The organism is Palleronia pontilimi (assembly GCF_016412875.1).
GTDB classification, from domain to species: Bacteria; Pseudomonadota; Alphaproteobacteria; order Rhodobacterales; family Rhodobacteraceae; genus Palleronia; species Palleronia pontilimi.
In genome coordinates this window covers 513,679-533,594 of record NZ_JAEKPD010000001.1, presented here as the reverse complement: position 1 = coordinate 533,594, position 19,916 = coordinate 513,679, and the positions used below count along the sequence as shown (strand labels likewise).

General features: G+C 67.0%; 18 protein-coding genes. 6 read left to right on the top strand and 12 right to left on the bottom strand.

The genetic code is table 11. The annotated features are described in order from the left end of the window. From ILP92_RS02675 to ILP92_RS02645, 7 genes are read right to left on the bottom strand one after another with little or no spacing between them, the layout of a single operon-like run. Complete coding sequence (locus ILP92_RS02675; RefSeq protein WP_198914802.1) at positions 1–924, bottom strand: mechanosensitive ion channel family protein; 924 nt, start codon at positions 922–924, stop codon at positions 1–3. Beyond that, positions 921–1,217, bottom strand: coding sequence for a 4a-hydroxytetrahydrobiopterin dehydratase (locus ILP92_RS02670; RefSeq protein ID WP_198914801.1), 297 nt, complete (start codon positions 1,215–1,217; stop codon positions 921–923). Before ILP92_RS02670 ends, ILP92_RS02675 begins: the two co-directional genes overlap by 4 nt. Then, complete coding sequence (locus ILP92_RS02665; RefSeq protein ID WP_198914800.1) at positions 1,214–2,395, bottom strand: GNAT family N-acetyltransferase; 1,182 nt, start codon at positions 2,393–2,395, stop codon at positions 1,214–1,216. The genes ILP92_RS02670 and ILP92_RS02665 overlap by 4 nt, the downstream gene beginning before the upstream one ends. Before the next feature lie 32 nt (positions 2,396–2,427). Further along, complete coding sequence (locus tag ILP92_RS02660) at positions 2,428–3,171, bottom strand: glycerophosphodiester phosphodiesterase family protein (RefSeq protein WP_198914799.1); 744 nt, start codon at positions 3,169–3,171, stop codon at positions 2,428–2,430. Further along, on the bottom strand, positions 3,168–3,629 hold the full coding sequence (locus ILP92_RS02655; RefSeq protein WP_198914798.1) for a RidA family protein: 462 nt from the start codon (positions 3,627–3,629) through the stop codon (positions 3,168–3,170). The genes ILP92_RS02660 and ILP92_RS02655 overlap by 4 nt, the downstream gene beginning before the upstream one ends. 25 nt (positions 3,630–3,654) lie before the next feature. Next, positions 3,655–5,028, bottom strand: coding sequence for an HlyD family type I secretion periplasmic adaptor subunit (locus tag ILP92_RS02650; protein ID WP_198914797.1), 1,374 nt, complete (start codon positions 5,026–5,028; stop codon positions 3,655–3,657). Then, positions 5,025–6,764 carry a type I secretion system permease/ATPase gene (locus ILP92_RS02645; RefSeq protein ID WP_198914796.1) on the bottom strand — a complete coding sequence of 580 codons (1,740 nt, stop codon included), beginning with the start codon at positions 6,762–6,764 and terminating at the stop codon, positions 5,025–5,027. The genes ILP92_RS02650 and ILP92_RS02645 overlap by 4 nt, the downstream gene beginning before the upstream one ends. A gap of 138 nt (positions 6,765–6,902) precedes the next feature. Between ILP92_RS02645 and ILP92_RS02640 the strand changes: the two genes are divergently transcribed. Next, entirely contained in the window at positions 6,903–7,334 is a 432-nt protein-coding gene (locus ILP92_RS02640; RefSeq protein ID WP_198914795.1) for a hypothetical protein, read from the top strand. Here ILP92_RS02640 and ILP92_RS02635 read toward each other — a convergent pair. Then, on the bottom strand, positions 7,331–9,286 hold the full coding sequence (locus ILP92_RS02635; RefSeq protein WP_198914794.1) for a lytic transglycosylase domain-containing protein: 1,956 nt from the start codon (positions 9,284–9,286) through the stop codon (positions 7,331–7,333). The two genes, ILP92_RS02640 and ILP92_RS02635, sit on opposite strands and share 4 nt — an antisense overlap. 123 nt (positions 9,287–9,409) lie before the next feature. On the opposite strand from ILP92_RS02635, the gene dapA reads away from it, so the two are divergent. Then, positions 9,410–10,285 (top strand): 4-hydroxy-tetrahydrodipicolinate synthase, encoded by an 876-nt coding sequence (gene dapA, locus ILP92_RS02630; protein WP_198914793.1) that lies wholly within the window; start codon positions 9,410–9,412, stop codon positions 10,283–10,285. A 16-nt stretch (positions 10,286–10,301) separates the two neighbouring features. Here dapA and ILP92_RS02625 read toward each other — a convergent pair whose 3' ends face one another. Further along, positions 10,302–10,736, bottom strand: coding sequence for an ion channel (locus ILP92_RS02625; RefSeq protein ID WP_198914792.1), 435 nt, complete (start codon positions 10,734–10,736; stop codon positions 10,302–10,304). Positions 10,737–10,814: 78 nt separating this feature from the next. Here ILP92_RS02625 and smpB point away from each other — a divergent pair, with 78 nt between their 5' ends. The 3 genes from smpB to sseA all read left to right on the top strand — a co-directional run bounded on the left by smpB (position 10,815) and on the right by sseA (position 12,501). After that, positions 10,815–11,288, top strand: a complete 474-nt coding sequence (gene smpB, locus ILP92_RS02620; RefSeq protein ID WP_198914791.1) for an SsrA-binding protein SmpB — start codon at positions 10,815–10,817, stop codon at positions 11,286–11,288. Between the two features lie 4 nt (positions 11,289–11,292). Then, complete coding sequence (locus ILP92_RS02615) at positions 11,293–11,571, top strand: hypothetical protein (protein WP_198914790.1); 279 nt, start codon at positions 11,293–11,295, stop codon at positions 11,569–11,571. A gap of 75 nt (positions 11,572–11,646) precedes the next feature. Next, positions 11,647–12,501, top strand: coding sequence for a 3-mercaptopyruvate sulfurtransferase (gene sseA, locus ILP92_RS02610; protein WP_198914789.1), 855 nt, complete (start codon positions 11,647–11,649; stop codon positions 12,499–12,501). Positions 12,502–12,649: 148 nt separating this feature from the next. Here the strand turns inward: sseA and ILP92_RS02605 are convergent, their stop codons facing one another. Both ILP92_RS02605 and ILP92_RS02600 read right to left on the bottom strand, forming a co-directional pair. Next, entirely contained in the window at positions 12,650–13,996 is a 1,347-nt protein-coding gene (locus tag ILP92_RS02605; protein WP_198914788.1) for an ammonium transporter, read from the bottom strand. Between the two features lie 29 nt (positions 13,997–14,025). Beyond that, positions 14,026–14,364 carry a P-II family nitrogen regulator gene (locus ILP92_RS02600; RefSeq protein ID WP_198914787.1) on the bottom strand — a complete coding sequence of 113 codons (339 nt, stop codon included), beginning with the start codon at positions 14,362–14,364 and terminating at the stop codon, positions 14,026–14,028. Positions 14,365–14,629: 265 nt separating this feature from the next. Between ILP92_RS02600 and ILP92_RS02595 the strand changes: the two genes are divergently transcribed. Then, entirely contained in the window at positions 14,630–16,828 is a 2,199-nt protein-coding gene (locus ILP92_RS02595; RefSeq protein WP_198914786.1) for a transglycosylase domain-containing protein, read from the top strand. Between the two features lie 83 nt (positions 16,829–16,911). On the opposite strand, the gene ILP92_RS02590 is transcribed toward ILP92_RS02595, so the two are convergent. Then, a complete protein-coding gene (locus tag ILP92_RS02590) occupies positions 16,912–19,914 on the bottom strand; it encodes an error-prone DNA polymerase (protein ID WP_198914785.1) in 3,003 nt (1,000 codons plus the stop codon). Positions 19,915–19,916 lie beyond the last annotated feature (2 nt).

The window sequence follows — 19,916 nt, the reverse complement described above, 5'->3', positions numbered from 1 at the left end:
TCAGGTCAGGCCCTCTTCGGCGCGCACCCGCCCTTCGTGGCTGCGGTCGGTGTCGCCATGGTCCGGCGCGTCGTCGTCGCCCTTTTCGATGACGATGGTGCGCGTCGGGAAGGGGATCGGCACGCCCGCGTCGTCCAGCGCCTCTTTCACGCGGCGCTTCATGTCGGCCTGGTAGGCGAAGTAGTCGGCCGCGTTGACCCAGACGCGCACCAGGAAATCCACCGAGCTGGCGTTGAGGTTGTTGACCTGGATGAACGGCTCGGGATCCGATAGGCTGCGTTCGTCGGCCATGATCGTGTCGCGGATAACCCGCTCGGCATCGGCGAGGTTCGCGCCGTAGCCCACGCCGAATTCCCATTCCGCCCGGCGCTTGTCGTAGCCCGAGTAGTTGACGATGGTGTTCCCCCAGACTTCCGAATTGGGGATGATGATCTGCACGTTGCCCACGCTGGCCAGTTCCGTGAAGTTCAGCGAGATGTCCTTGACCGTGCCCATCTGGCCGTTCACCTCGACGAAATCGCCGTTCTTGATGGGCCGGAAGAAGATGATCATCACGCCCGCGGCCACGTTCGACAAGGTGCCCTGCAACGCCAGGCCGATGGCAAGGCCCGCGGCACCGACGACGGCGACGACGCTGGTGGTCTGCACGCCGAAGGTGTTGAGGATGAACAGGCACGCGAAGCCGATGATGACGTAGCGCAGGATGTTGCCCAGGAAGTTGAACAGCGTCTCGTCGAGATGCGAGTTGCGCTGCCCCACGCCGCGCACCCGGCGCCCCGCCCATCCCGCGACGGCGAAGCCGATGATCAGGATCACGATCGCGGCCAGGACGTCGCCCAGGATCGCGATCAGGAATTCCAGCGACAGAAGGTCGCCCAGCGACGTGTCGTTCATCAGCGGCGTGTTCAGGATCGTGTCGATCATTTGAAAAGGTCGTCCATCTTGTTGGCAAGGTCGATATCGAGCGGGGTGAGACCACCCGCGTCATGAGTTGTCAACGTGACGGTTACTTTATTGTAAACGTTCGACCATTCGGGGTGATGGTTGGCCTTTTCGGCGAGAATGGCGGCGCGCGTCATCCAGCCGAACGCATCCACGAAGGTCTTGAACTGGAAGGTCTTGGTGATACGGTCGCCATCCCCGCCCAGCTCCCAGCGGTTGTCGATCAGCGGCTTGAGCGCCTGGTCGCGCTCGGCGTCGGTCAATTTCTCGGTCATTCGGAGTCTCCTTGGGCTTTGCGGAACGGTCCGTAACTGGTCAGCACCTCGATTTCCTCGTCCACGGCGGCGCGCTCGGCGGTCAGGTAGTCCTGTACCGCGCGGCTGAAGCCTTCGTCGGCGATCCAGTGCAGCGAGTGGGTCGGCACCGGCAAGTAGCCGCGCGCCAGCTTGTGTTCGCCCTGCGCGCCGGCCTCGACCCGGGTCAGGCCGTGCGCCAGCGCCCAGTCGATGGCCTGGTAGTAGCACAGCTCGAAATGCAGGGCGTTGTGATCCTCGGTGCAGCCCCAGTAGCGGCCATAAAGCGTGTCGCGCCCGATCATGTTCAGCGCGCCCGCCACGGGGCGGCCGTCGCGCAGCGCCAGGATCAGCAGGATGTCGTCGCGCAGCGTTTCCTGCGCGCGGTCGAAGAAGTCGCGGGTCAGGTAGGGCGTGCCCCACTTGCGCGCGCCGGTGTCCTGATAGAAGCGCCAGAACGCGTCCCAGTGTTCGGGCCGGATCGCATCGCCGGTCAGGTGCACGATCTCGCCGCCGAAGGCCTGCGCGGTGGCCCGTTCCTTGCGGATGTTCTTGCGCTTGCGCGACGACAGCGCGGCCAGGAACCCGTCGAAATCCCCGTAATCTTCGTCAAGCCAGTGATATTGTTGCCCGATGCGGTGCAGCAGCCCCATGTCTTCGCCCGCCTCGGCCTCGGACCCGGTGCAGAAGGTGATGTGGAGCGACGACAGCTGGTTGTCGGTGGCGATCCGGAGCGCGCCCTGCAGCAGCGCGGCCCGTCCCGCATCCTCGAACCCCGGCCGGACCAGCAGCCGCCGCCCCGTGGCCGGCGTGAACGGCACGGCGATCTGCAGCTTCGGGTAATAGCGCCCGCCCGCCCGCTCGAAGGCGTGGGCCCAGTTGTGATCGAAGATGTATTCGCCCTGGCTGTGGCCCTTCGCATAAAGCGGCGCGCAGGCGATCAGGTCGCCCCCCTGCCGCGCGGCCAGGTATTGCGGCTGCCAGCCCGTCCCCGGCCCCACCGAGCCGGATTCGTCCAGGGCCAGCAGGAAGCGGTGGGTGGTGAACGGGTCGATGGGACGGCCTTGGGCCGCTTCGGGGCAGGCACAGGCATCCCAGTCCGAAGGGTCGATTTCGGACAGGCTGGCATGGGCGCGCAGCTCGAAGGTCTCGTTGGTCATTGGGTCTGCACTTGGCGCGCGGACCCTGAACTTCAAGCGGGGGTGAAGCCCTCGAAGGTGATATTTTCGGCCACGCGCAGGGCGGCGTCGGCTTCGGCCTGGGACCGGATCGTCCAGCACAGGACGTGGGCGCCTGCCGATTTCAGCGCGCGGACCCGCGTGTTCTGCAGGTCGGTGTGGTTGTGGCTCAGAAAGTTGGCGCCCGAGCGTTCGAACATCTCGAGCCGCGCCAGCGACCGCCGGGTCGCGTCCGGCAAGTCGGACGGATAGTCGTCCGCACTGCCCGAGGTGATGCCGCGCGGCACGTCCCGAAGCCAGTCGAGCGCGGCGATATAGGCGGGATTGAACGACATCACCGCCACCAGGACCCCGGCATCCCGCAGAACATGACCCACCGCCTGGTCCAGCGCGGGCCCGTCGCCACGCCCGGTCTGGTCCTTGATCTCGACCAGGACAGGCACCCGCCCCGCGACGTGATCCAGCACGTCGCGCAGGGGCAGGATCCTGTCGTCGCTTCCCGCCAGCGCGATGGATCGCAGATCCCGGGCGGTGCGGGCATTGACCGGGCCGGTCGCGGCCGTCACCCGGTCGAGCGTGGCGTCGTGAAACACCACCGGGACGCCATCGGCGCTGATCTGCACGTCCAGCTCGATGCCGTAGCCCCCGGCGATGGCCGCGTCGAAGGCCGAAAGGCTGTTCTCGATCACGCCTCCGGCGCGGTCGTGCAGGCCGCGATGGGCCAGCGGACGGCGCAGGAAAGCGTCGGGCAGCCTCATCGGATCTGGAAGATGCCTTCGATCTCGACCGTGACGCCCAGCGGCAGGGACGCCGCGCTGACCGCCGACCGCGCGTGGCGCCCCGCCTCGCCCAGCGCGTCGACCAGGAAATCCGACGCGCCGTTGATGACCTTCGGCTGGTCGGTGAAATCCGCGGTCGAGCTCACGAATCCGGTCAGCTTCACGACCCGGACCAACCGGTCCAGATCGCCGCCGCAAGCCGCCTTCAGCTGCGCCAGAAGTCCGATGGCGCAGGTCCTGGCGGCCTTTGCGCCGTCTTCGATCGAGACTCCGTCGCCCAGCTTGCCGGTCAGCAGCGCGCCGTCTTTCTGGCTGATCTGGCCCGAAATGTGGACCAGGTCGCCCACGACGACGAAAGGCACGTAGTTGGCGGCGGGCGCGGGGGCGTCGGGAAGGGTTACGCCAAGCTCGGCCAGGCGCTTTTCGAAATTGCTCATAAGGGGGGGATCCTTTCGCGGCGCGTCAGCTTTCGCGGAACGCCTTGTTGAAATAGTCGGCCAGGGGTTTCACCAGGTAAGCAATGGGCGTGCGGTCCTCGGTGCGCAGGAAGGCTTCGACCGGCATGCCGGGGATCAGCACCAGGTTCGGCGGCAGGCGGTCGATTTCACCCGGCTTCAGCGCGATTTCCGCCCGGTAGAAATCGGTGCGGCTGGCTTCGTCCTGGAAGCTGTCGGCCGAGATCTGGATCACCTCGCCCGTCAGCTCGGGCGTGGTGCGGGCATCGAACGTGGTGAAGCGCAACAGCACTTCCTGCCCGACATCGACCTGGTCCACGTGGATGGGCTCGACCTGCGCCGCGATGATCAGGGGGCGATCCTGCGGCACGATGTAGAGCACCGGTTCGGCCGACCGGATCACGGCGCGTTCGGCGAAGACGGTCAGCCCGTACACGATGCCCGCGACGGGCGCCGTGATGCGCGCGCGGGCCAGCTGCTCGGTCAGGCTGTTCAGCTCTTCGCGGGTCTCGACCTCTTGCACGCCCAGATCGCGCAGCTCGGTGATCGCTTCCTCGCGACGCTGGACGCGCATGGTGAGCATCTGCACCTCAAGCTCAGAAATCCGCTCGGCGGCTTCCGCGGCCGCGGCTTCGAGCTCGCCGACCTGGCCCTGCAGGCGGGCCGCCTCGCGGCGGAGCGACAGCACCCGGCTGGCCTGCGCCAGCCCCTGGTCCAGCAGGCTTTGCTGATCGGCCAGTTCTTCTTCGATCAGCTCGACCTGGGTCGTCAGCGCGGCCTGCTGCGAGGTGATGCCATCGACCTGCCGCGCGACCTGCAGGCCGCGCCCGTCGATCTGCGCCTGGAATTGATCGAAGGTGTCGCGGCGCGCCAGGAACAGCCTGCGCTGGCCTTCCATCAGGCGCGCGGCCTCGGGCGACTCCTTGGCGGCGACCAGGACTTCGGGAAAGGTGATGTCGTCGGCCTGGTCACGCTCGGCTTCCAGCCGGGCGGTGCGCGCCAGGATCTCGAAAAGCTGGTTGCGCACGGTGCCCAGGCGGTTGTTCAGAAGCACGGTGTCCAGCAGGATCAGGGTATCGCCGACTTCGACCCGGTCGCCTTCGTCCACCAGGATGTCGGTCACGACGCCGCCATCGGGGTGCTGGACGACCTGCCGGTTTCGCTCGACCTCGATCCGGCCGGACGCGATGATCGCGCCCGAAATCTCGGTCATCATCGCCCAGCCTCCGAAGCCCGCGACAAGGGCGACCAGCGTGACGATCCCCAACGCAAGCGGACCCTTCGCGCTCCAGCTTCGGAACGCAGTTTCCGTATCGCTGCCCGGGGCGCGCGTCGGCAGCTTCGCGGGATCGATCTTCGAGAGGGGTTGCGCATTGCTCATGTCACGCCCCCCTGCCCTGCCGCTTGTCGGATCTCGTTGTGGTTCTTCACCATTTCCCGCAAGACCTCGTCCTTAGGCCCAAAAGCACGGCGCGTGCCATTTTCGAGTACCAGCAACCGTTCGCAATTCTGGATCGCCGATGGACGATGCGCCATGATGATGACCGCCCCACCCTGCTGTTTCATCGCCGCCATCGCCGCGTTCATCGCGGCCGATCCTTCGTTATCGAGGTTCGAATTCGGCTCGTCCAGCACCAGTAGGACCGGCGCGCCGAACATGGCACGCGCCAGCCCCACACGCTGGATCTGGCCGCCCGACAACTTGCCGCCCGAGCCGCTCACATGGGTGTCGTATCCGTCGGGCAGCTTCAGGATCATGTCGTGGACCGCGGCCTTCTTCGCGGCCGTCACGATATCCGCATCGTCCGCATCGTCGCGCATGCGGGCGATATTCTGGGCGATGGTGCCGTCGAACAGCTGCACCCTTTGCGGCAAATAGCCGATATGCTGGCCCAGCACGTCGGGCTCGAACTGGTCGAGCGCTGCGCCGTCCAGCCGGATCTTGCCGCCCGCGGCGCGCCAGACACCGACGATGGCCCGCGCGAGGGTCGACTTGCCCGACCCCGAGGGGCCGATGATACCCACGGATTCGCCCGGATTCACGTCGAATGACACCATTCGGATCGACGCCTGGGTCTGTCCCGGCGGGATGATCGTGACCTGATCGACCGTCAGCCGCGCGGCGGGCCGGGGCAAGGCCGTGCGCGGCGGCTCTTCGGGGATGAGGCTGAGCAGCTGCGTCAGGCTGCGCCAGCCCTGTTGCGCCCGCTGCCAGATCTGCCACTGGCCCAGCGCGACATCGACCGGCGCCAGGGCACGGCCCAGCAGGATCGAGCCCGCGATCATGCCGCCGGGGGTCATCTGTCCCTGCAGCACGAGATAGGCCCCGAGCCCAAGCATCCCCGATTGCAGGAACAGCCTGAACGTGCGGGTCAGGGTAGTGAAGCGCCCGCCCATGTCGCTGGCGTTGATGGTTTCGACCAGCGAACGGTCGCGCAAAGTCTGCCAGCGCCCGAAGGTCGATTGCTGCATTCCGAGCGAGCGCACCATCTCGGCCTCTTGCCGGATCTGCTCGGACATCCGCTCGGCCCGGACCGACGCCGCGTTGGCCTGCTTGACGGGCTGGCTGGTCAGTTTCTGGTTGAGCACCGCGACGCCGATCAGCGCCAGCGCGCCGAAGATCGCGAGCAGACCCAGCCAGGGATGCAGGATCCAGATCACGGCCAGGAAGATGGGCGTCCACGGAATGTCGAAAAAGGCGCTTAAAAGGGGCGACGACAGCAGCCGCTGGACGGATTCGAGGTCGCGCAGATTATTCGTTTCGGCATCCGCATCCGGTGCGACGGCGGCCTTGCGCACCATCGCGGCGAAGACCCGGCGGTCGAGCGTGGCCTGGAACCGTGCGCCCACGCGCGCCAGGATGCGCCCGCGCGCGTAATCGAGCAGACCCATCATCAGGAACAGGAAAGCCAGAAGCACGGTCAGCGCGACCAGCGTCGCTTCCGAGCGCGAGCCCAGGACGCGGTCATAGACCTGCAGCATGTAAAGCGGGCCTGCCAGCATCAGCAGGTTGACGAAAAGGCTGAATATCCCCGCGGCCCAGAACAGCCCCCGGCTGTCACGATTGACCGCGCGCAGCTCGGCCTGTCCCCGGCTCAGATCGACGGTTGGTTTCAAAATCGGCCCCTCAATCAGCGCGCGTTTAGACCGCCGCCCATAATCTTGTTCTGTTTAGGCGTGATTAAGCACTACATTGCTAATGTCGCAATAACGGGGGGGGGAAACATGCGCATTTTATTGGGATCGTCGGCAATCATGCTCCTGGTTCCCGCGATAGCGCTTGCTGGGGCCTTCGACGGGTTGTGGCGGTCGAACCCGACGGCCGAATGCGTTTACGTGGACGGGGACGCGGGGGCCCTGAAGATCGAGGACGACGTATTGTTCGGCGCGGAAAGCCGGTGCCGGATGACACAGCCCGTCAACGTGCGGGACATGGACGCGGTTCTTTACGACATGGCCTGCGATGGCGAAGGGTCCAGCTGGACCGATCGCGCCATGTTCCTGTCGGCCGCCGATGGCGGGCTTTACCTGATCTGGAACGGCTACGCCTTCAAGTACGAGCAATGCGCGGAAGATGCCGCCCTTGGCACCGTGGCCACGGCGGGCGAGCTTGGGATCTCGGACGACCTGGGGGTGTCGGGCGATGCCGCGCCGACCGAGCCCGCAGAGGATGCGGCGGAAAACTAGCGCCCCTTCAGAAGCTGCGTGAAGTTCAGCGCCGCGGTCTGGTCGCCCAGCCGGGCGCGATAGACCGGGATCGATTCCGCCACGCGCATGGCGTAATTCCGGGTCTCGTCGAAGGGGATCATCTCGATCCAGTCGATCACGTCCACGTCGCGGTCGCGCGGATCGCCGTTGGCCTTGATCCATTGCGCGGGCCGACCCGGGCCGGCGTTGTAGCCGGACGACACCAGGACCGGGTTGTCGCCGAAGCGGTCGATCAGACCGGCCAGGTACGCGGTGCCGAGGGTCGCGTTGTAGCTAGGATCGGAAAACAGGCGCTGCGCCGAATAGGGCAGGTTCAACGCACCCGCGACTTCGCGCGCCGTGCCGGGCATCAGCTGCATAAGACCACGCGCGCCGACACCGCTTGAGACACCGGGATCGAATTCGGATTCGCGGCGCGCGATGGACAGGGCAAGGGCGGCTTCGACCGGGTTGTTCTGCACGCCCACCTCGACCACCGGGTAATAGGAACGCGGCAGCGTCAGACCCTTGCGCGCCGCCTGCTTGGCGATCAGCAGGGCGATATGCGGCTCGCCCAAATCGAGCACGAGCTGCGTCAGCGTCCCGATCGACGGACGATCGAGGCTGTCCGCCAGGTGAACGAAAAAACGCTCGGAAAGGTCGCGTTGGCCGGCGGCCTGCAAAAGCAGCGCGGCTTCCAGCACCGAGCTGCCCCGGAACGGGGCTTCGTGGAAGGGCGGGAAGCTTTCGCGCCCGGCCAGCGACGGGTCGAGCGGCAGGCCAAGCGCTTCGGCCGCAAGCAGACCGTAGAAGCTGGTCTGGTAGCGCGCCCCGAAGGCATAGGCCTTGCGCGCGTAGTCGTCGTGGCCCAGCGCCGCGTGCGCACGGCCCAGCCAATAGCCCGCGCGGCCCAGCGAGATCGGCGTCTCGACGGAGGAGGTGAACTTGCGGAAATGCGCCAGCGCCTGCTCGGGCTGGTCCAGGAAGCGCAGCGCCAAAAAGCCCGACAGCCATTCCAGGTCGGAATAGTCGTAGCCGGTATCGGGGCTCAGCCAATGGGTCGACGCCATGGCGTAGGCGCGCTCGTGATCCCCCGCCTGCATCGCGCGCCGCACAAGGTCGCGTCGCTCGCGCGCCCAGGCGGACGGGCGGCCCAGCGCTTCGGCCGAGACGCTTTGGCGCAGCAGGATATCGGCCGCGTCGTCGCGGCGCTTGCCCTTGATCGCGCGGCGGAACTGCTCGTGCGCGATGCCGGGATCGTCCCGCAGTTCTTTCGGCAGATCCTTGGGCACGCTGCCCGCGCGCGCGGCGCGGCGGGCCTTGATCCGCTCTTGCAACTCGCCGGGCAACCCGCGCCGCATGGCCCGGCTCAGAGCCTGGTCGGACTCGTCCCAGTACATCTGCTCGGCGCGGGTGGCGTTCAGCGCGACCAGGTCTTCGGGGAACAGCGCCAGTAGCGTATCCTCGGCCGCGGGGGTCAGCGACCGCTCGACCCATGCCAGCGCGGCAAGGGCGTGGGCGTCGCCGTCGCGCCCGAGCTTGCGATAGGCCCGAACCAGCGCGACCGTGCCTTGCCCGCTGGTGGGTGTCTCGGCGCCGAAGAAATCCACCACGTCCTGCGCCCGCTCATCCGACGTGAAGGCGGTCGGCAAATCGGCTTCCATCCGGCGGCGCAAAAGATCCAGGCCGGGCCATTCGGGATTGCGGCGCAGGAAGTCCAGCGCATCGTCGAAGCGTCCCTGTCCTTCGCGCAGCCGAAGCCACGCGATGATGTCGCGCGCGACCGGCCCCGATCGCTCGGCCGCGTCGAGCGCGCCCAGGAAACTGCCCTGTTCCAGCGCCCCGAAGGCGGCCGCGATCCCGGTGCTCGGGTCGCCATGAATCGGCGCAAGCTCGTCCGCGCGCAGCGGTTGGGCGAGAATCAGCGCAAGAAGGAAAAGTCTCGATCGCATCCGTTTCGGATACTGCACCTTGGTTAACGAACCAATACACGAACTTGGCAACGTCGGGGCGGGACTATAGGGTCCGCGCGCGGGCGCCGCCCGCCATGCCACCCCCGCTTCAGGAGCCACCGGATGTTCAAGGGATCTTTCGTCGCCATGGTCACGCCGTTCAAGGACGGCACGCTGGACCTCGACGCCCTGAAACACCTGGTCGAGTGGCATGTCGAGCAGGGCACCCACGGCCTTGTTCCCGTCGGCACGACCGGCGAGACCCCGACGCTCAGCCACGACGAGCACGAGCTGGCCGTCGCCACGGTCGTCGAAGCCTCGGCCGGGCGCCTGCCGGTGATCGCGGGTTGCGGGTCCAACAACACCGCAGAAGGGATCGGGCTGATCCAGCACGCCGCCGCGGCCGGCGCCGATGCCGCCCTGGTGGTCACGCCCTATTACAACAAGCCCACGCAGGAAGGGCTGTACCAGCATTTCAAGGCCATGCACGACGCGGCCGATCTGCCGATCATCATCTACAACATCCCGGGCCGCTCGGTCGTGGACATGCGCGTGGACACCATGGCGCGGCTGGCCGAATTGCCGCGCATCGTGGGGGTGAAGGACAGCACGGGCGACATCGTGCGCGTGAGCGAGCAGCGCGCGGCCTGCGGCACCGATTTCTGCCAGCTGTCGGGCGAAGACGCGTCGGCGCTGGGCTTCAACGTCCATGGCGGCGTCGGCGCGATCAGCGTCACCGCCAACGTGGCGCCCAAGCTCTGCGCCGAGTTCCAGAACGCCATGTTGGCGGGCGAATGGGCCCGCGCGCTCGAGCTTCAGGACGACCTTCTGCCGCTGCACAAGGCGGTGTTCACCGAGCCGGGCCTGGTCGCCGCGAAATACGGGCTGTCGCTGCTGGGCAAGTGCCGCGCCGACGTGCGGCTGCCGCTGGTGGGTCTGTCGGAGGGCACGAAGCTGCTGATGAAGACCCAGATGGAGCGGCTGGGCCTGATCGGCTGACACGGGCGCGCGCCGGTCAATCGTCAGGGCGGTTCAACCCGCCCCGCGCCACCCTGAGCGCGTCGACCAGGATCGCGGCCGTAAGGCCGAACAGCAGAAATCCGTTGGCCGCTGCGAAGCCGCCAAGCAGTCGCCATTCGTAGGGCAGTGCCAGGTCGCTCAGACCGAGCGTCGTGAACGCCACGAGCGAGAAGAAGATCGCGGATTCGAGGTCCGGGAAGATCCCCAGCGTCCGGAACGACACGCCCCAGGACCAGACGGCGAAGGTCATCAGCGCGATGGTCCACAAGACGCTGATCGTGAACAGCGCCAGCCCCGCCGCCGGGGTCTGCGGTTTGCGCAGCCACCGCATGCGGCGCATCACGAAGCCGTCGGCGAACCACAGCAGGATGGCCCCGAGCAGGACCGTCCACAGGATCAGGCCCGTACCGATGGCAAGCTGCACGATCATGGCGATCTGTGTCGTCGCTCGGTCCGCGAAGATCAAGCCCGGTGGACTTGGGGGTCGCGATTTCCTATCTGGTGACTCATGGTCAAGCCCAAGGACAATCCGAACTACAAGGTGATCGCCGAGAATCGGCGCGCGCGCTACGATTACGCGATCGAGGACGACCTGGAATGCGGGATCGTGCTCGACGGGTCCGAGGTGAAATCCTTGCGCAAGAACTCGGCCAATATCGCCGAAAGCTATGCGGCGGTCGAAGACGGCGAGCTGTGGCTCGTGAATTCCTATATCGCGCCCTACAACCCGGCGATGTTCGGCCACGAAGACCGCCGCCGCCGCAAGCTGCTGGTCAACCGGCGCGAGCTGGCGCGGCTCTGGTCCGACACCCAGCGCAAGGGCATGACGCTGGTGCCGCTGGTGCTCTATTTCAACCATCGCGGCATCGCCAAGCTGAAGATCGGAATCGCCAAGGGCAAGAAGGCGCCCGACAAGCGGGACACCGCCGCCAAGCGCGACTGGCAGCGTCAGAAAGCACGTCTGTTGAAAGAGAACGGCTGACACCATGGGCGCGCTGGCGGTCATCCTGCTGGCAGGAGCGATCGGCGGTCTTTCCGTCTGCATCATCGGGCGCAAGCTGCGTTTGGGGCTGTTGGCGGGCGCGGTCCTGGGCGCGACCGGGGGCGGGTTGGCGGCGCAGATCGCCAGCGCGCTGGCACCGCGCTTCGCTGTGGCCGGCGACCAGGCCATGCACGCCACGAGCACGGAAATCGTGTGGGCCATTCTGGGCGGCGGTGCCTTCGCACTGCTGATTGCCGTCTTGCGCAATCTCATGGCACGTTAGGACACCGCCCATTGCGCCCCGCTGCGCGCTTCTTTAGCTAGGGCGCGTCCAGACCCGCAGCCCGGAAGAGGCCCCATGCGCGACGATCCGAAAACCCTGGTTTCCACCGATTGGCTGCAAGACCACCTGGCCAATCCCGACCTGCGCGTGATCGACGCCAGCTGGTACATGCCCGACGCCGGGCGCGACGCCCGCGCCGAATACGAAGCGGCCCATATTCCGGGCGCGCGGTTCTTCGATCTGGACGAGATCGCGGACCAACGGTCCGAGCTGCCACACATGGCGCCCCCGGTCGAGAAATTCGTCAGCCGCATGCGGGCGATGGGGATCGGCGACGGGCACCAGGCCGTAGTCTATGACGGTGCGGGGCTGTTTTCGGCGGCGCGGGTCTGGTGGCTGTTCAAGCTGATGGGCAAGACGGACATCGCCGTGCTGGACGGCGGCTTTCCGAAATGGCGCGCAGAGGGCCGCGAGATCGAGGATCTGGCCCCGGTCATCCGCGACCGCCACATGACCGCGACCCTGCAGAACCACCTGGTGCGCGACGTGACGCAAGTGGCGTCGGCCGCGAAGCTGGCCGCACCGCAGATCGTCGACGCCCGCGACACCGCGCGGTTCCGGGGCGAGGCGCCCGAGCCGCGCGAAGGTCTGCGCGCGGGCCACATCCCCGGCTCGAAGAACCTGCCTTTCGGCGCGGTGCTGAACGAGGACGGCACCATGAAGGACGCCGATGGGCTGCGGGCGGCCTTCGCCGATGCCGGGGTCGATCTGGACCGTCCCATCATCACCACATGCGGATCCGGCGTGACGGCGGCGATCCTGGCCCTGGGACTTGCGCGGATCGGCCATGACGACTGGTCGGTTTACGATGGTTCGTGGTCCGAATGGGGCGCCTATGACGGGCTTCCCGTCGCGACCGGCGACGGCTGACGGCGCTGCAATCCCCACCTGACCCCAATGATTACGGGCGCCCCCATTGCTGGGAGCGCCCGTTTTTCTTGGCGCGTTCAATAGAAGGCCCCCGACGCGGGGAGGCGCGCCGGGGGCCAGCATCACGATTGGGCCTCAGGGAGGAGGATCAGCCCTTCGCGAATTCAGGATAGGCTTCCATGCCAAGCTCGGACTGGTCGAGGCCATTGACCTCGGCCTCTTCGCTGACACGGATGCCGACGACCGCCTTCAGGATCAGCCAGACGACCAGGCTGACGACGAAGACGAAGATACCGATCGAGGCGAAGCCGATGATCTGGGTGATGAAGCTGGTGCCGTCGGTGTAGAACGGAACCGCCAGCGTGCCCCAGAAGCCCGCGATCAGGTGGACCGGGATGGCACCGACCACGTCGTCGATCTTCATCTTGTCCAGCATGGGCACGGTGAAGACCACGATCACGCCACCGATGGCACCGATCCAGAGCGCACCGAACAGCGTCGGGTCGAGCGGACCCGCGGTGATCGAGACAAGCCCGGCCAGCGCGCCGTTCAGCACCATCGTCAGGTCGACCTTGCCGTAGGTCAGCTGCGTCAGGATCAACGCGGCCACCGCACCGGCCGACGCGGCCATGTTGGTGTTGGCGAAGATCCGGCCCACGTCGGTGATGTCACCCACGGTGCCCGCGGCCAGTTGGCTGCCGCCGTTGAAGCCGAACCAGCCCAGCCACAGGATGAACGTGCCCAGCGTGGCAAGGGCCAGGTTCGAGCCGGGCATCGGGTGGATGCGACCGTCCTTGCCGAACTTGCCCAGCCGCGGACCCAGCACGATGGCACCGGCCAGCGCGGCGAAGCCACCCGCGGCATGGACCAGCGTCGAGCCTGCGAAGTCGCTGAAGCCCATTTCCGACAGCCAGCCGCCGCCCCACTGCCAGGACGCCTCGATCGGGTAGATGAAGCCGGTCAGCACGACGACGAAGATCAGGAACGGCCACAGCTTGATGCGCTCGGCGAGGGTGCCCGACACGATCGACGCCGTGGTGGCGCAGAACATCAGCTGGAAGAAGAAGTCCGACGCGACCGACGCGTAATCCAGGGCGGCGGCATCGGCGGCCAGGCCCACGGGTTCAAGCGATGTGGGCGAGAACAGCGTGCCGACATAGCCCGCGACGGTCCAGCCGTCGCCCGGATACATCAGGTTGAAGCCCACGAACCAGTACATGATCGACGCGATGGAAAAGAGCGCGATGTTCTTGGTCAGCTGCGTGGTCACGTTCTTCGAACGCACCAGGCCCGCTTCGAGCATGGCGAAACCGGCCGCCATCCAGAACACCAGGAAGCCGCCCACGAGGAACAGCAGCGTGGTCATGATATAGGGGCCGATCTGGTCGAAGCCGGGGGCCGCGGCCTCGGCGGCCTCGCCCGCCTCCTGGGCGATTGCCGCCATCGGCAAAAGCAGGGCCGCGCCGGTCAGAGAAAGTCGATTGAGTAGTGTCATAGCAGAGGATCCCTTGGTCTGTGCCGCGCTCAGATGGCGTCGTCGTTGGTTTCGCCGGTGCGGACGCGCACGGCGCTTTCCACATCCAGGACGAAGATTTTACCGTCGCCGATCTTGTCGGTCTTGGCGGTGGTGGCGATGGTCTCGACCACCTGGTCGACCATTCCGTTGCTTACGACGATTTCCAGCTTGATCTTTGGAACGAAGTTCACGGCATATTCCGCACCGCGATAGATTTCGGTGTGGCCGGATTGCGATCCGAAGCCTTTTATTTCCGTCACCATCATGCCGCGCACACCGATGGAGGTCAGCGCCTCGCGGACCTCCTCGAGCTTGAACGGCTTGATTGCTGCAATGATCAGTTTCACGTCTCTCGTCCCCTCGTGGCATTTCCTGACACGCCCCTTCACGGGGCTGTGGCAGAACAAGGGAACCCGGTGCGGGTCTCATTCAATGCTGCGGCGCGGGATCAGCCCCCCGAAAACGACGTATCTGCACAATTATTGCACAATTAAGCAGACATGATTAAAAATTGCGCAATACAGAATCCCGGATGACCTTGCATCGCCGTTCCGCAATGCCGACATGCCCGCTATAGTCGCGACCAAAGGCAGGCAGGCAAAGGACCGGTCCATGGCAAGCACCGGCAACGGCAAGCGTCCCCTCGTGGCGCATAAACGTTCCACCCGACGCAGCGCGCAGAAACCCGCGCCGCGCAAGCGGACGCGCGCATCCAAGGCCAGGGCGACGCCCCGCGGGCCGATCGGCTGGATCGCGAGCCTGTTCCGCTGGATCTTCCGCCTGACCTTCCGCCTGTTCGTGCGCGGTGTCGCCGTGGTCGCGCTTCTCGTGGCGCTGGCGACCTTTTATGTCTATTCCACCCTGCCGCCGGCGACCGAGCTTCTGGACGGCCGCGCGCGCGGGTCGGTGACGTTACTCGACCGCGACGGGCAGACCTATGCGTGGCGCGGCGAGCAATTCGGCGGCCAGATCGACGCCCAGACGATTTCGCCGCACCTGAAGAACGCGATCATCGCCACCGAGGATCGCCGCTTCTACAGCCACTTCGGCATCTCGCCCCGCGGCGTCGCCAGCGCCGTGCGCATCAACCTGCGCGAAGGGCGCGGTCCGCTGTCGGGTCACGGCGGCTCGACCATCACCCAGCAGACCGCGAAGCTGCTGTGCTTGGGCGAGCCCTACGATCCGGACAAGTGGGACAGCGAAGCCGACTACGAGCTGGATTGCCGCCGCGGATCGCTGGTCCGCAAGGCCAAGGAAGCGATCTATGCGCTGGCGATGGAAGCGGCCTATTCCAAGGACGAGATCCTGACGATCTATGTGAACCGCGCGTTCTTGGGCGCCGGGTCGCGCGGGTTCGAAGCAGCCGCACAGCGCTATTTCGGCAAGTCCGCCAACGACGTCACCCCAGCCGAGGCCGGGATGCTGGCGGGCCTTCTGGTCGCGCCGACCCGCTATGCGCCCACCAACAACCTTGACCGCAGCCAAGATCGCGCGAACGTCATCATCGGCCTGATGCAGGAACAGGGCTACCTGAGCGCGGAAGAAGCCGCGCGCGCCCGTGCAAACCCGGCCGAGCTGTCCCCGGCCGCCGAAGCCCGCGCGGGCGGGTATTTCGCCGACTGGGTGATGGGCGATGCCCCGGATTTCCTGACCTCGAAAACCACCGAGGACGTGATCCTGCGCACCACCTTCGATCCACGCATCCAGCGGGCCGCGGAAGGCGCCCTGCAATACATCTTCGACAACAAGGTCAGCCCGTCGTCGAAGGCCCAAGCGGCGATCGTCGTGATGAGCGCCGACGGCGCGGTGCGCGCCATGGTGGGCGGTCGCAAGTTCAAGGGCGTCGCGGGCCAGTTCAACCGCGCGACCATGGCCAACCGCCAGCCCGGGTCGGCCTTCAAGCCCTTCGTCTATGCCGCCGCACTGGAAATGGGCTACAGCCCGAACGACATCATCGTCGACGAACCGATGAGCCTGATCATGCCGGGCTCGGGCGACTGGAACCCGCAGAACTACACCCGCGACTTCGCCGGACCGATGACGATTGCGACGGCGCTGAAAGACAGCCGCAACATTCCCGCGATCAAGATCTCGGAAGCGGTGGGCCGCGACAGCGTGCGCAAGGTGGCCAGCGATTTCGGCCTGACGTCGGACCTGGCCTCGGGCCCCGCGCTGGCGCTGGGCGTGTCCGAGACGACGCTGATCAACATGACTGGCGCCTATGCGGGCATCCTGAACGGCGGCACGTCGGTCGAGCCTTACGGCCTGATCGAGTTGCGCCTTCAGGGCACCGACACGCCGCTCATCGGGCAGAACGGTGGCCTGGGCGAACGCGTGATCGGCGAAGGGGCCGCGCGCGAGCTGACCTGGATGATGAGCCGCGTGGTGGAAGAGGGCACCGGCCAGCGCGCGAAGCTGCAGGGCCGCGAGGCCGCGGGCAAGACCGGCACCACCCAGGAAGCGCGCGACGCTTGGTTCCTGGGCTTCACCGCCGATTACGTGGTGGGCGTCTGGATGGGCTACGACGACAACACGCCGCTGACGGGCGTCACGGGCGGCGGGCTGCCTGCCGACATCTGGCGCGAGACGATGGAGCGCATCCACGACGGCATGCCCGCGCGCCCCTTGCCCATGTCGCGGCCCGTGGCGGCGACGCCCGAGCCTGCCCCCCAGACACCGAGCTACGGTGGACGGGTCAGCGACGCGCAAAGCGGGCGTGCCCGCAAGATCGGCCCGGCACCGCAACAGAACGTGGGTGACGTGGCCGAGCAGATCATCAACGACGTTCTGGGCAAGATCTTCGGCAACTGAGCGCGGGTCCGTTTTCCTCAAGGAAAACGTGACGAATTTCTCAAGAAATTCGATACGGAATTCTCACGAATTCCGTCCGCCGCTCATTGGCGGGCCGACATGCATTTCAGCCCGCCGCCCTCGTCATCCTTCGCCCAGGCATCGCTGCGGGTAAGGCCCCGCGCATCGGCGAAGCTGCGGCCGGGCACCGGCGTGTTCCGCGGCGTGTCGATCCCCGATGACAGGCGCGCGCGCAGGAACGACATGGGATGGCGGCGCAGGGTCAGGCGCATGGCGACGTAATCCTCGACCACCTGCTCGCCCTCGCTCATCCGCGGCAGATGCGCCACGGGCTCGACGATGCCTTCGCCGTCCATGTCCCCGGCAAAAAGCGGCAGCGGCGCGGTGCCCTGCAGCGCCTTGGCGGCCCAAATCGCGTCGCGGCGGGTGACGCCAAGGGTCGCGAAGGCGTCCGCCTCGGCCAGCGCGCGCAGGCTGCGCGGCGGCAGCCCCGCACGCCGCCACACGTCTTCGACCTGGGTATAGCCGTTGCCGCGGGCCGCGGTGATCCAGTTGCCGTCATCCTCGCGCAGCGCCTTGATCTGCCGGAAGCCCAGCCGCAGGGCCAGCCCGCCCTTGTCGTCAGGCTCCATCACGTTGTCCCAGAAGCTCGCGTTGATGCAGACCGGGCGCACCTCGACCCCGTGCTCGCGCGCGTCGCGCACGATCTGCGCGGGCGCGTAGAAGCCCATGGGCTGCGCGTTCAACAGCGCGCAGGCGAAGATGCCGGGATGGTGTCGCTTGATCCACGCCGACGCATAGACCAGCAGCGCGAAGCTGGCCGCGTGGCTTTCGGGGAACCCGTAAGAGCCGAAGCCTTCGATCTGGGCGAAACACCGTTCGGCGAAGTCGCGGTCGTAGCCGTTTTCGCGCATCCCCTTCAGGAAGCGATTGCGAAACTCGCTGATATTGCCCAGCTTCTTGAACGTGGCCAGCGCGCGGCGCAAGCGATCCGCCTCGTCCGGGGTGAAGCCCGCGCCGATGATGGCGATCTGCATCGCCTGTTCCTGGAACAGCGGCACGCCCAGCGTCTTGCCCAGCACCCGGCCCAGCGCGTCCGAGGGAAACGTCACTTCCTCCTCGCCCTGGCGCCGCCGCAGATAGGGGTGAAGCATGTCGCCTTGGATCGGCCCCGGCCGGATGATCGCCACCTCGATCACCAGGTCGTAGAAGGTGCGCGGCCGCATCCGGGGCAGGAAGTTCATCTGCGCGCGGCTTTCCACCTGGAACACGCCCAGGCTGTCGGCCTTGCATAGCATGTCGTAGGTCTCGGGATCCTCGCTGGGCAGCGTCGCAAGCGTGTAATCGGTGCGGTGGTGCTGGCGGATCAGGTCGAACGCCTTGCGCACGCAGCTGAGCATCCCCAGCGCCAGCACGTCGACCTTCAGGATGCCCAGCGTGTCGATGTCGTCCTTGTCCCAGCAGATGACCGTGCGATCCTCCATGGTGGCGTTTTCCACCGGCACCAGTTCATCGAGCCGCCCTTCGGTGATGACGAAGCCGCCCACGTGCTGGCTGAGGTGCCGGGGGAAGCCGATGATCTGGAAGATCAGCTCCATGGTCAGGCGCAACCGCTTGTCCGCGGCGTCCAGCCCGATTTCCGCCATGCGGTGCGCTTCCAGCCCGTTGGTGCCGAAGAAGCCCCAAAGCTGCGACGACAGCGCGGCCAGCGTGTCGTCGGTCAGGCCCATGGCGCGCCCCACCTCGCGGATGGCGCGCTTGGCGCGGTAGTGGATGACCGTGGCGCAAAGGCCGGCGCGGTGGCGGCCGTAGCGGTCGTAGATGTGCTGGATGACCTCTTCGCGGCGCTCGTGCTCGAAATCCACGTCGATATCGGGCGGCTCGTCGCGCGCCTCGGAGACGAACCGCTCGAACACCATGGTGCCGATCTCGGGCGACACGCTGGTGACACCCAGGCAGTAGCACACCACCGAGTTGGCGGCCGACCCGCGCCCCTGGCACAGGATGCCGCGCGACCGGGCGAAGGCGACGATGTCGTTGACGGTCAGGAAATAGGGCTCGTATCCCAGCTTGGCGATCAGCGTCAGCTCGTGTTCCAGAAGCTTGCACACATGGTCGGGCGCGCCTGCGGGATAGCGCCATTTCAGCCCGTCATGGGCCAGCCGCCGCAGCCTGTCGGAGGCCGATTCGCCGTCCGCCACCTCGGACGGATATTCGTAGCGCAGCTCGTCCAGCGAGAAGGTGCAGCGTTCGGCCAGCGCCCCTGCACGGTCGAGCGCATCCGCGTGCGGGCCCAGGATGCGCGCCATGTCGTCCGCGCTACGCAGGCGCTGTTCCGCGTTCGCCATGGCCGAGCGGCCCAGCTGGTCCACCGGGCATTTCTCGCGGATCGCGGTCAGCACGTCGGCCAAGCGGCGGCGTGATCCGTGGTGCATCATGGGCCGGGCGGTGGCGACCGTGTCCACGCCCAGCCGTGCGGCGATCCGCGCCACCCGGTCGAAGCGGGCGCGGTCCTGCCCGTCGTAGCGGGGGCCGAGCGCCAGGCTGACCTGGCCCGGAAACGCCGCGACCAACCGCGCGGCCTGCGCGTCCCAGTCGCGCGGGCCCCCGGGATGGACCAGAAGCTCGGACCCCTGCCCCCAGTCCAGCAGGTCCGAAAGGCGGATCTGGCACGACCCCTTCTCGACCCGGCGCCGCCCCAGCGTGACCAGTCGGCACAGCCGCCCCCAGGCGGCGCGGTCGCGGGGCAGAACGGTGACCGCGAAGCCCTGGTCGGTGACGATCCGCGCGGCGGGGATCAGGCGCGGCACGGTGCGGATATCGGCGCCGGGGGGGTTGGGCAGATGCGGCGGCGCGGGCGGTCCGATCAGACCGACCTCGTCCCGCAGCTTGACCAGGCGGCGCAGCTCGCGCGCGCGGGTATGGGCGCGCACGATGCCCGCCACGCTGTTCTCGTCGGCGATGGCGATGGCGGGAAGGCCCAACAGCCCCGCGCGCTCGACGTATTCCTCGGGGTGGGACGCCCCGGTGAGGAACGTGAAGTTCGAGGTTGCGGACAACTCGACAAAGGGGTTCGGGCGACTCATGC

Bases quoted from the DNA above. Each gene is read 5' to 3' on its own strand.
- ILP92_RS02675 (WP_198914802.1), bottom strand. From the start codon at position 924: ATGATCGACACGATCCTGAACACGCCGCTGATGAACGACACGTCGCTG.
- ILP92_RS02670 (WP_198914801.1), bottom strand. From the start codon at position 1,217: ATGACCGAGAAATTGACCGACGCCGAGCGCGACCAGGCGCTCAAGCCG.
- ILP92_RS02665 (WP_198914800.1), bottom strand. From the start codon at position 2,395: ATGACCAACGAGACCTTCGAGCTGCGCGCCCATGCCAGCCTGTCCGAA.
- ILP92_RS02660 (WP_198914799.1), bottom strand. From the start codon at position 3,171: ATGAGGCTGCCCGACGCTTTCCTGCGCCGTCCGCTGGCCCATCGCGGC.
- ILP92_RS02655 (WP_198914798.1), bottom strand. From the start codon at position 3,629: ATGAGCAATTTCGAAAAGCGCCTGGCCGAGCTTGGCGTAACCCTTCCC.
- ILP92_RS02650 (WP_198914797.1), bottom strand. From the start codon at position 5,028: ATGAGCAATGCGCAACCCCTCTCGAAGATCGATCCCGCGAAGCTGCCG.
- ILP92_RS02640 (WP_198914795.1), top strand. From the start codon at position 6,903: ATGCTCCTGGTTCCCGCGATAGCGCTTGCTGGGGCCTTCGACGGGTTG.
- ILP92_RS02635 (WP_198914794.1), bottom strand. From the start codon at position 9,286: ATGCGATCGAGACTTTTCCTTCTTGCGCTGATTCTCGCCCAACCGCTG.
- dapA (WP_198914793.1), top strand. From the start codon at position 9,410: ATGTTCAAGGGATCTTTCGTCGCCATGGTCACGCCGTTCAAGGACGGC.
- ILP92_RS02625 (WP_198914792.1), bottom strand. From the start codon at position 10,736: ATGATCGTGCAGCTTGCCATCGGTACGGGCCTGATCCTGTGGACGGTC.
- smpB (WP_198914791.1), top strand. From the start codon at position 10,815: ATGGTCAAGCCCAAGGACAATCCGAACTACAAGGTGATCGCCGAGAAT.
- ILP92_RS02615 (WP_198914790.1), top strand. From the start codon at position 11,293: ATGGGCGCGCTGGCGGTCATCCTGCTGGCAGGAGCGATCGGCGGTCTT.
- sseA (WP_198914789.1), top strand. From the start codon at position 11,647: ATGCGCGACGATCCGAAAACCCTGGTTTCCACCGATTGGCTGCAAGAC.
- ILP92_RS02605 (WP_198914788.1), bottom strand. From the start codon at position 13,996: ATGACACTACTCAATCGACTTTCTCTGACCGGCGCGGCCCTGCTTTTG.
- ILP92_RS02595 (WP_198914786.1), top strand. From the start codon at position 14,630: ATGGCAAGCACCGGCAACGGCAAGCGTCCCCTCGTGGCGCATAAACGT.
- ILP92_RS02590 (WP_198914785.1), bottom strand. From the start codon at position 19,914: ATGAGTCGCCCGAACCCCTTTGTCGAGTTGTCCGCAACCTCGAACTTC.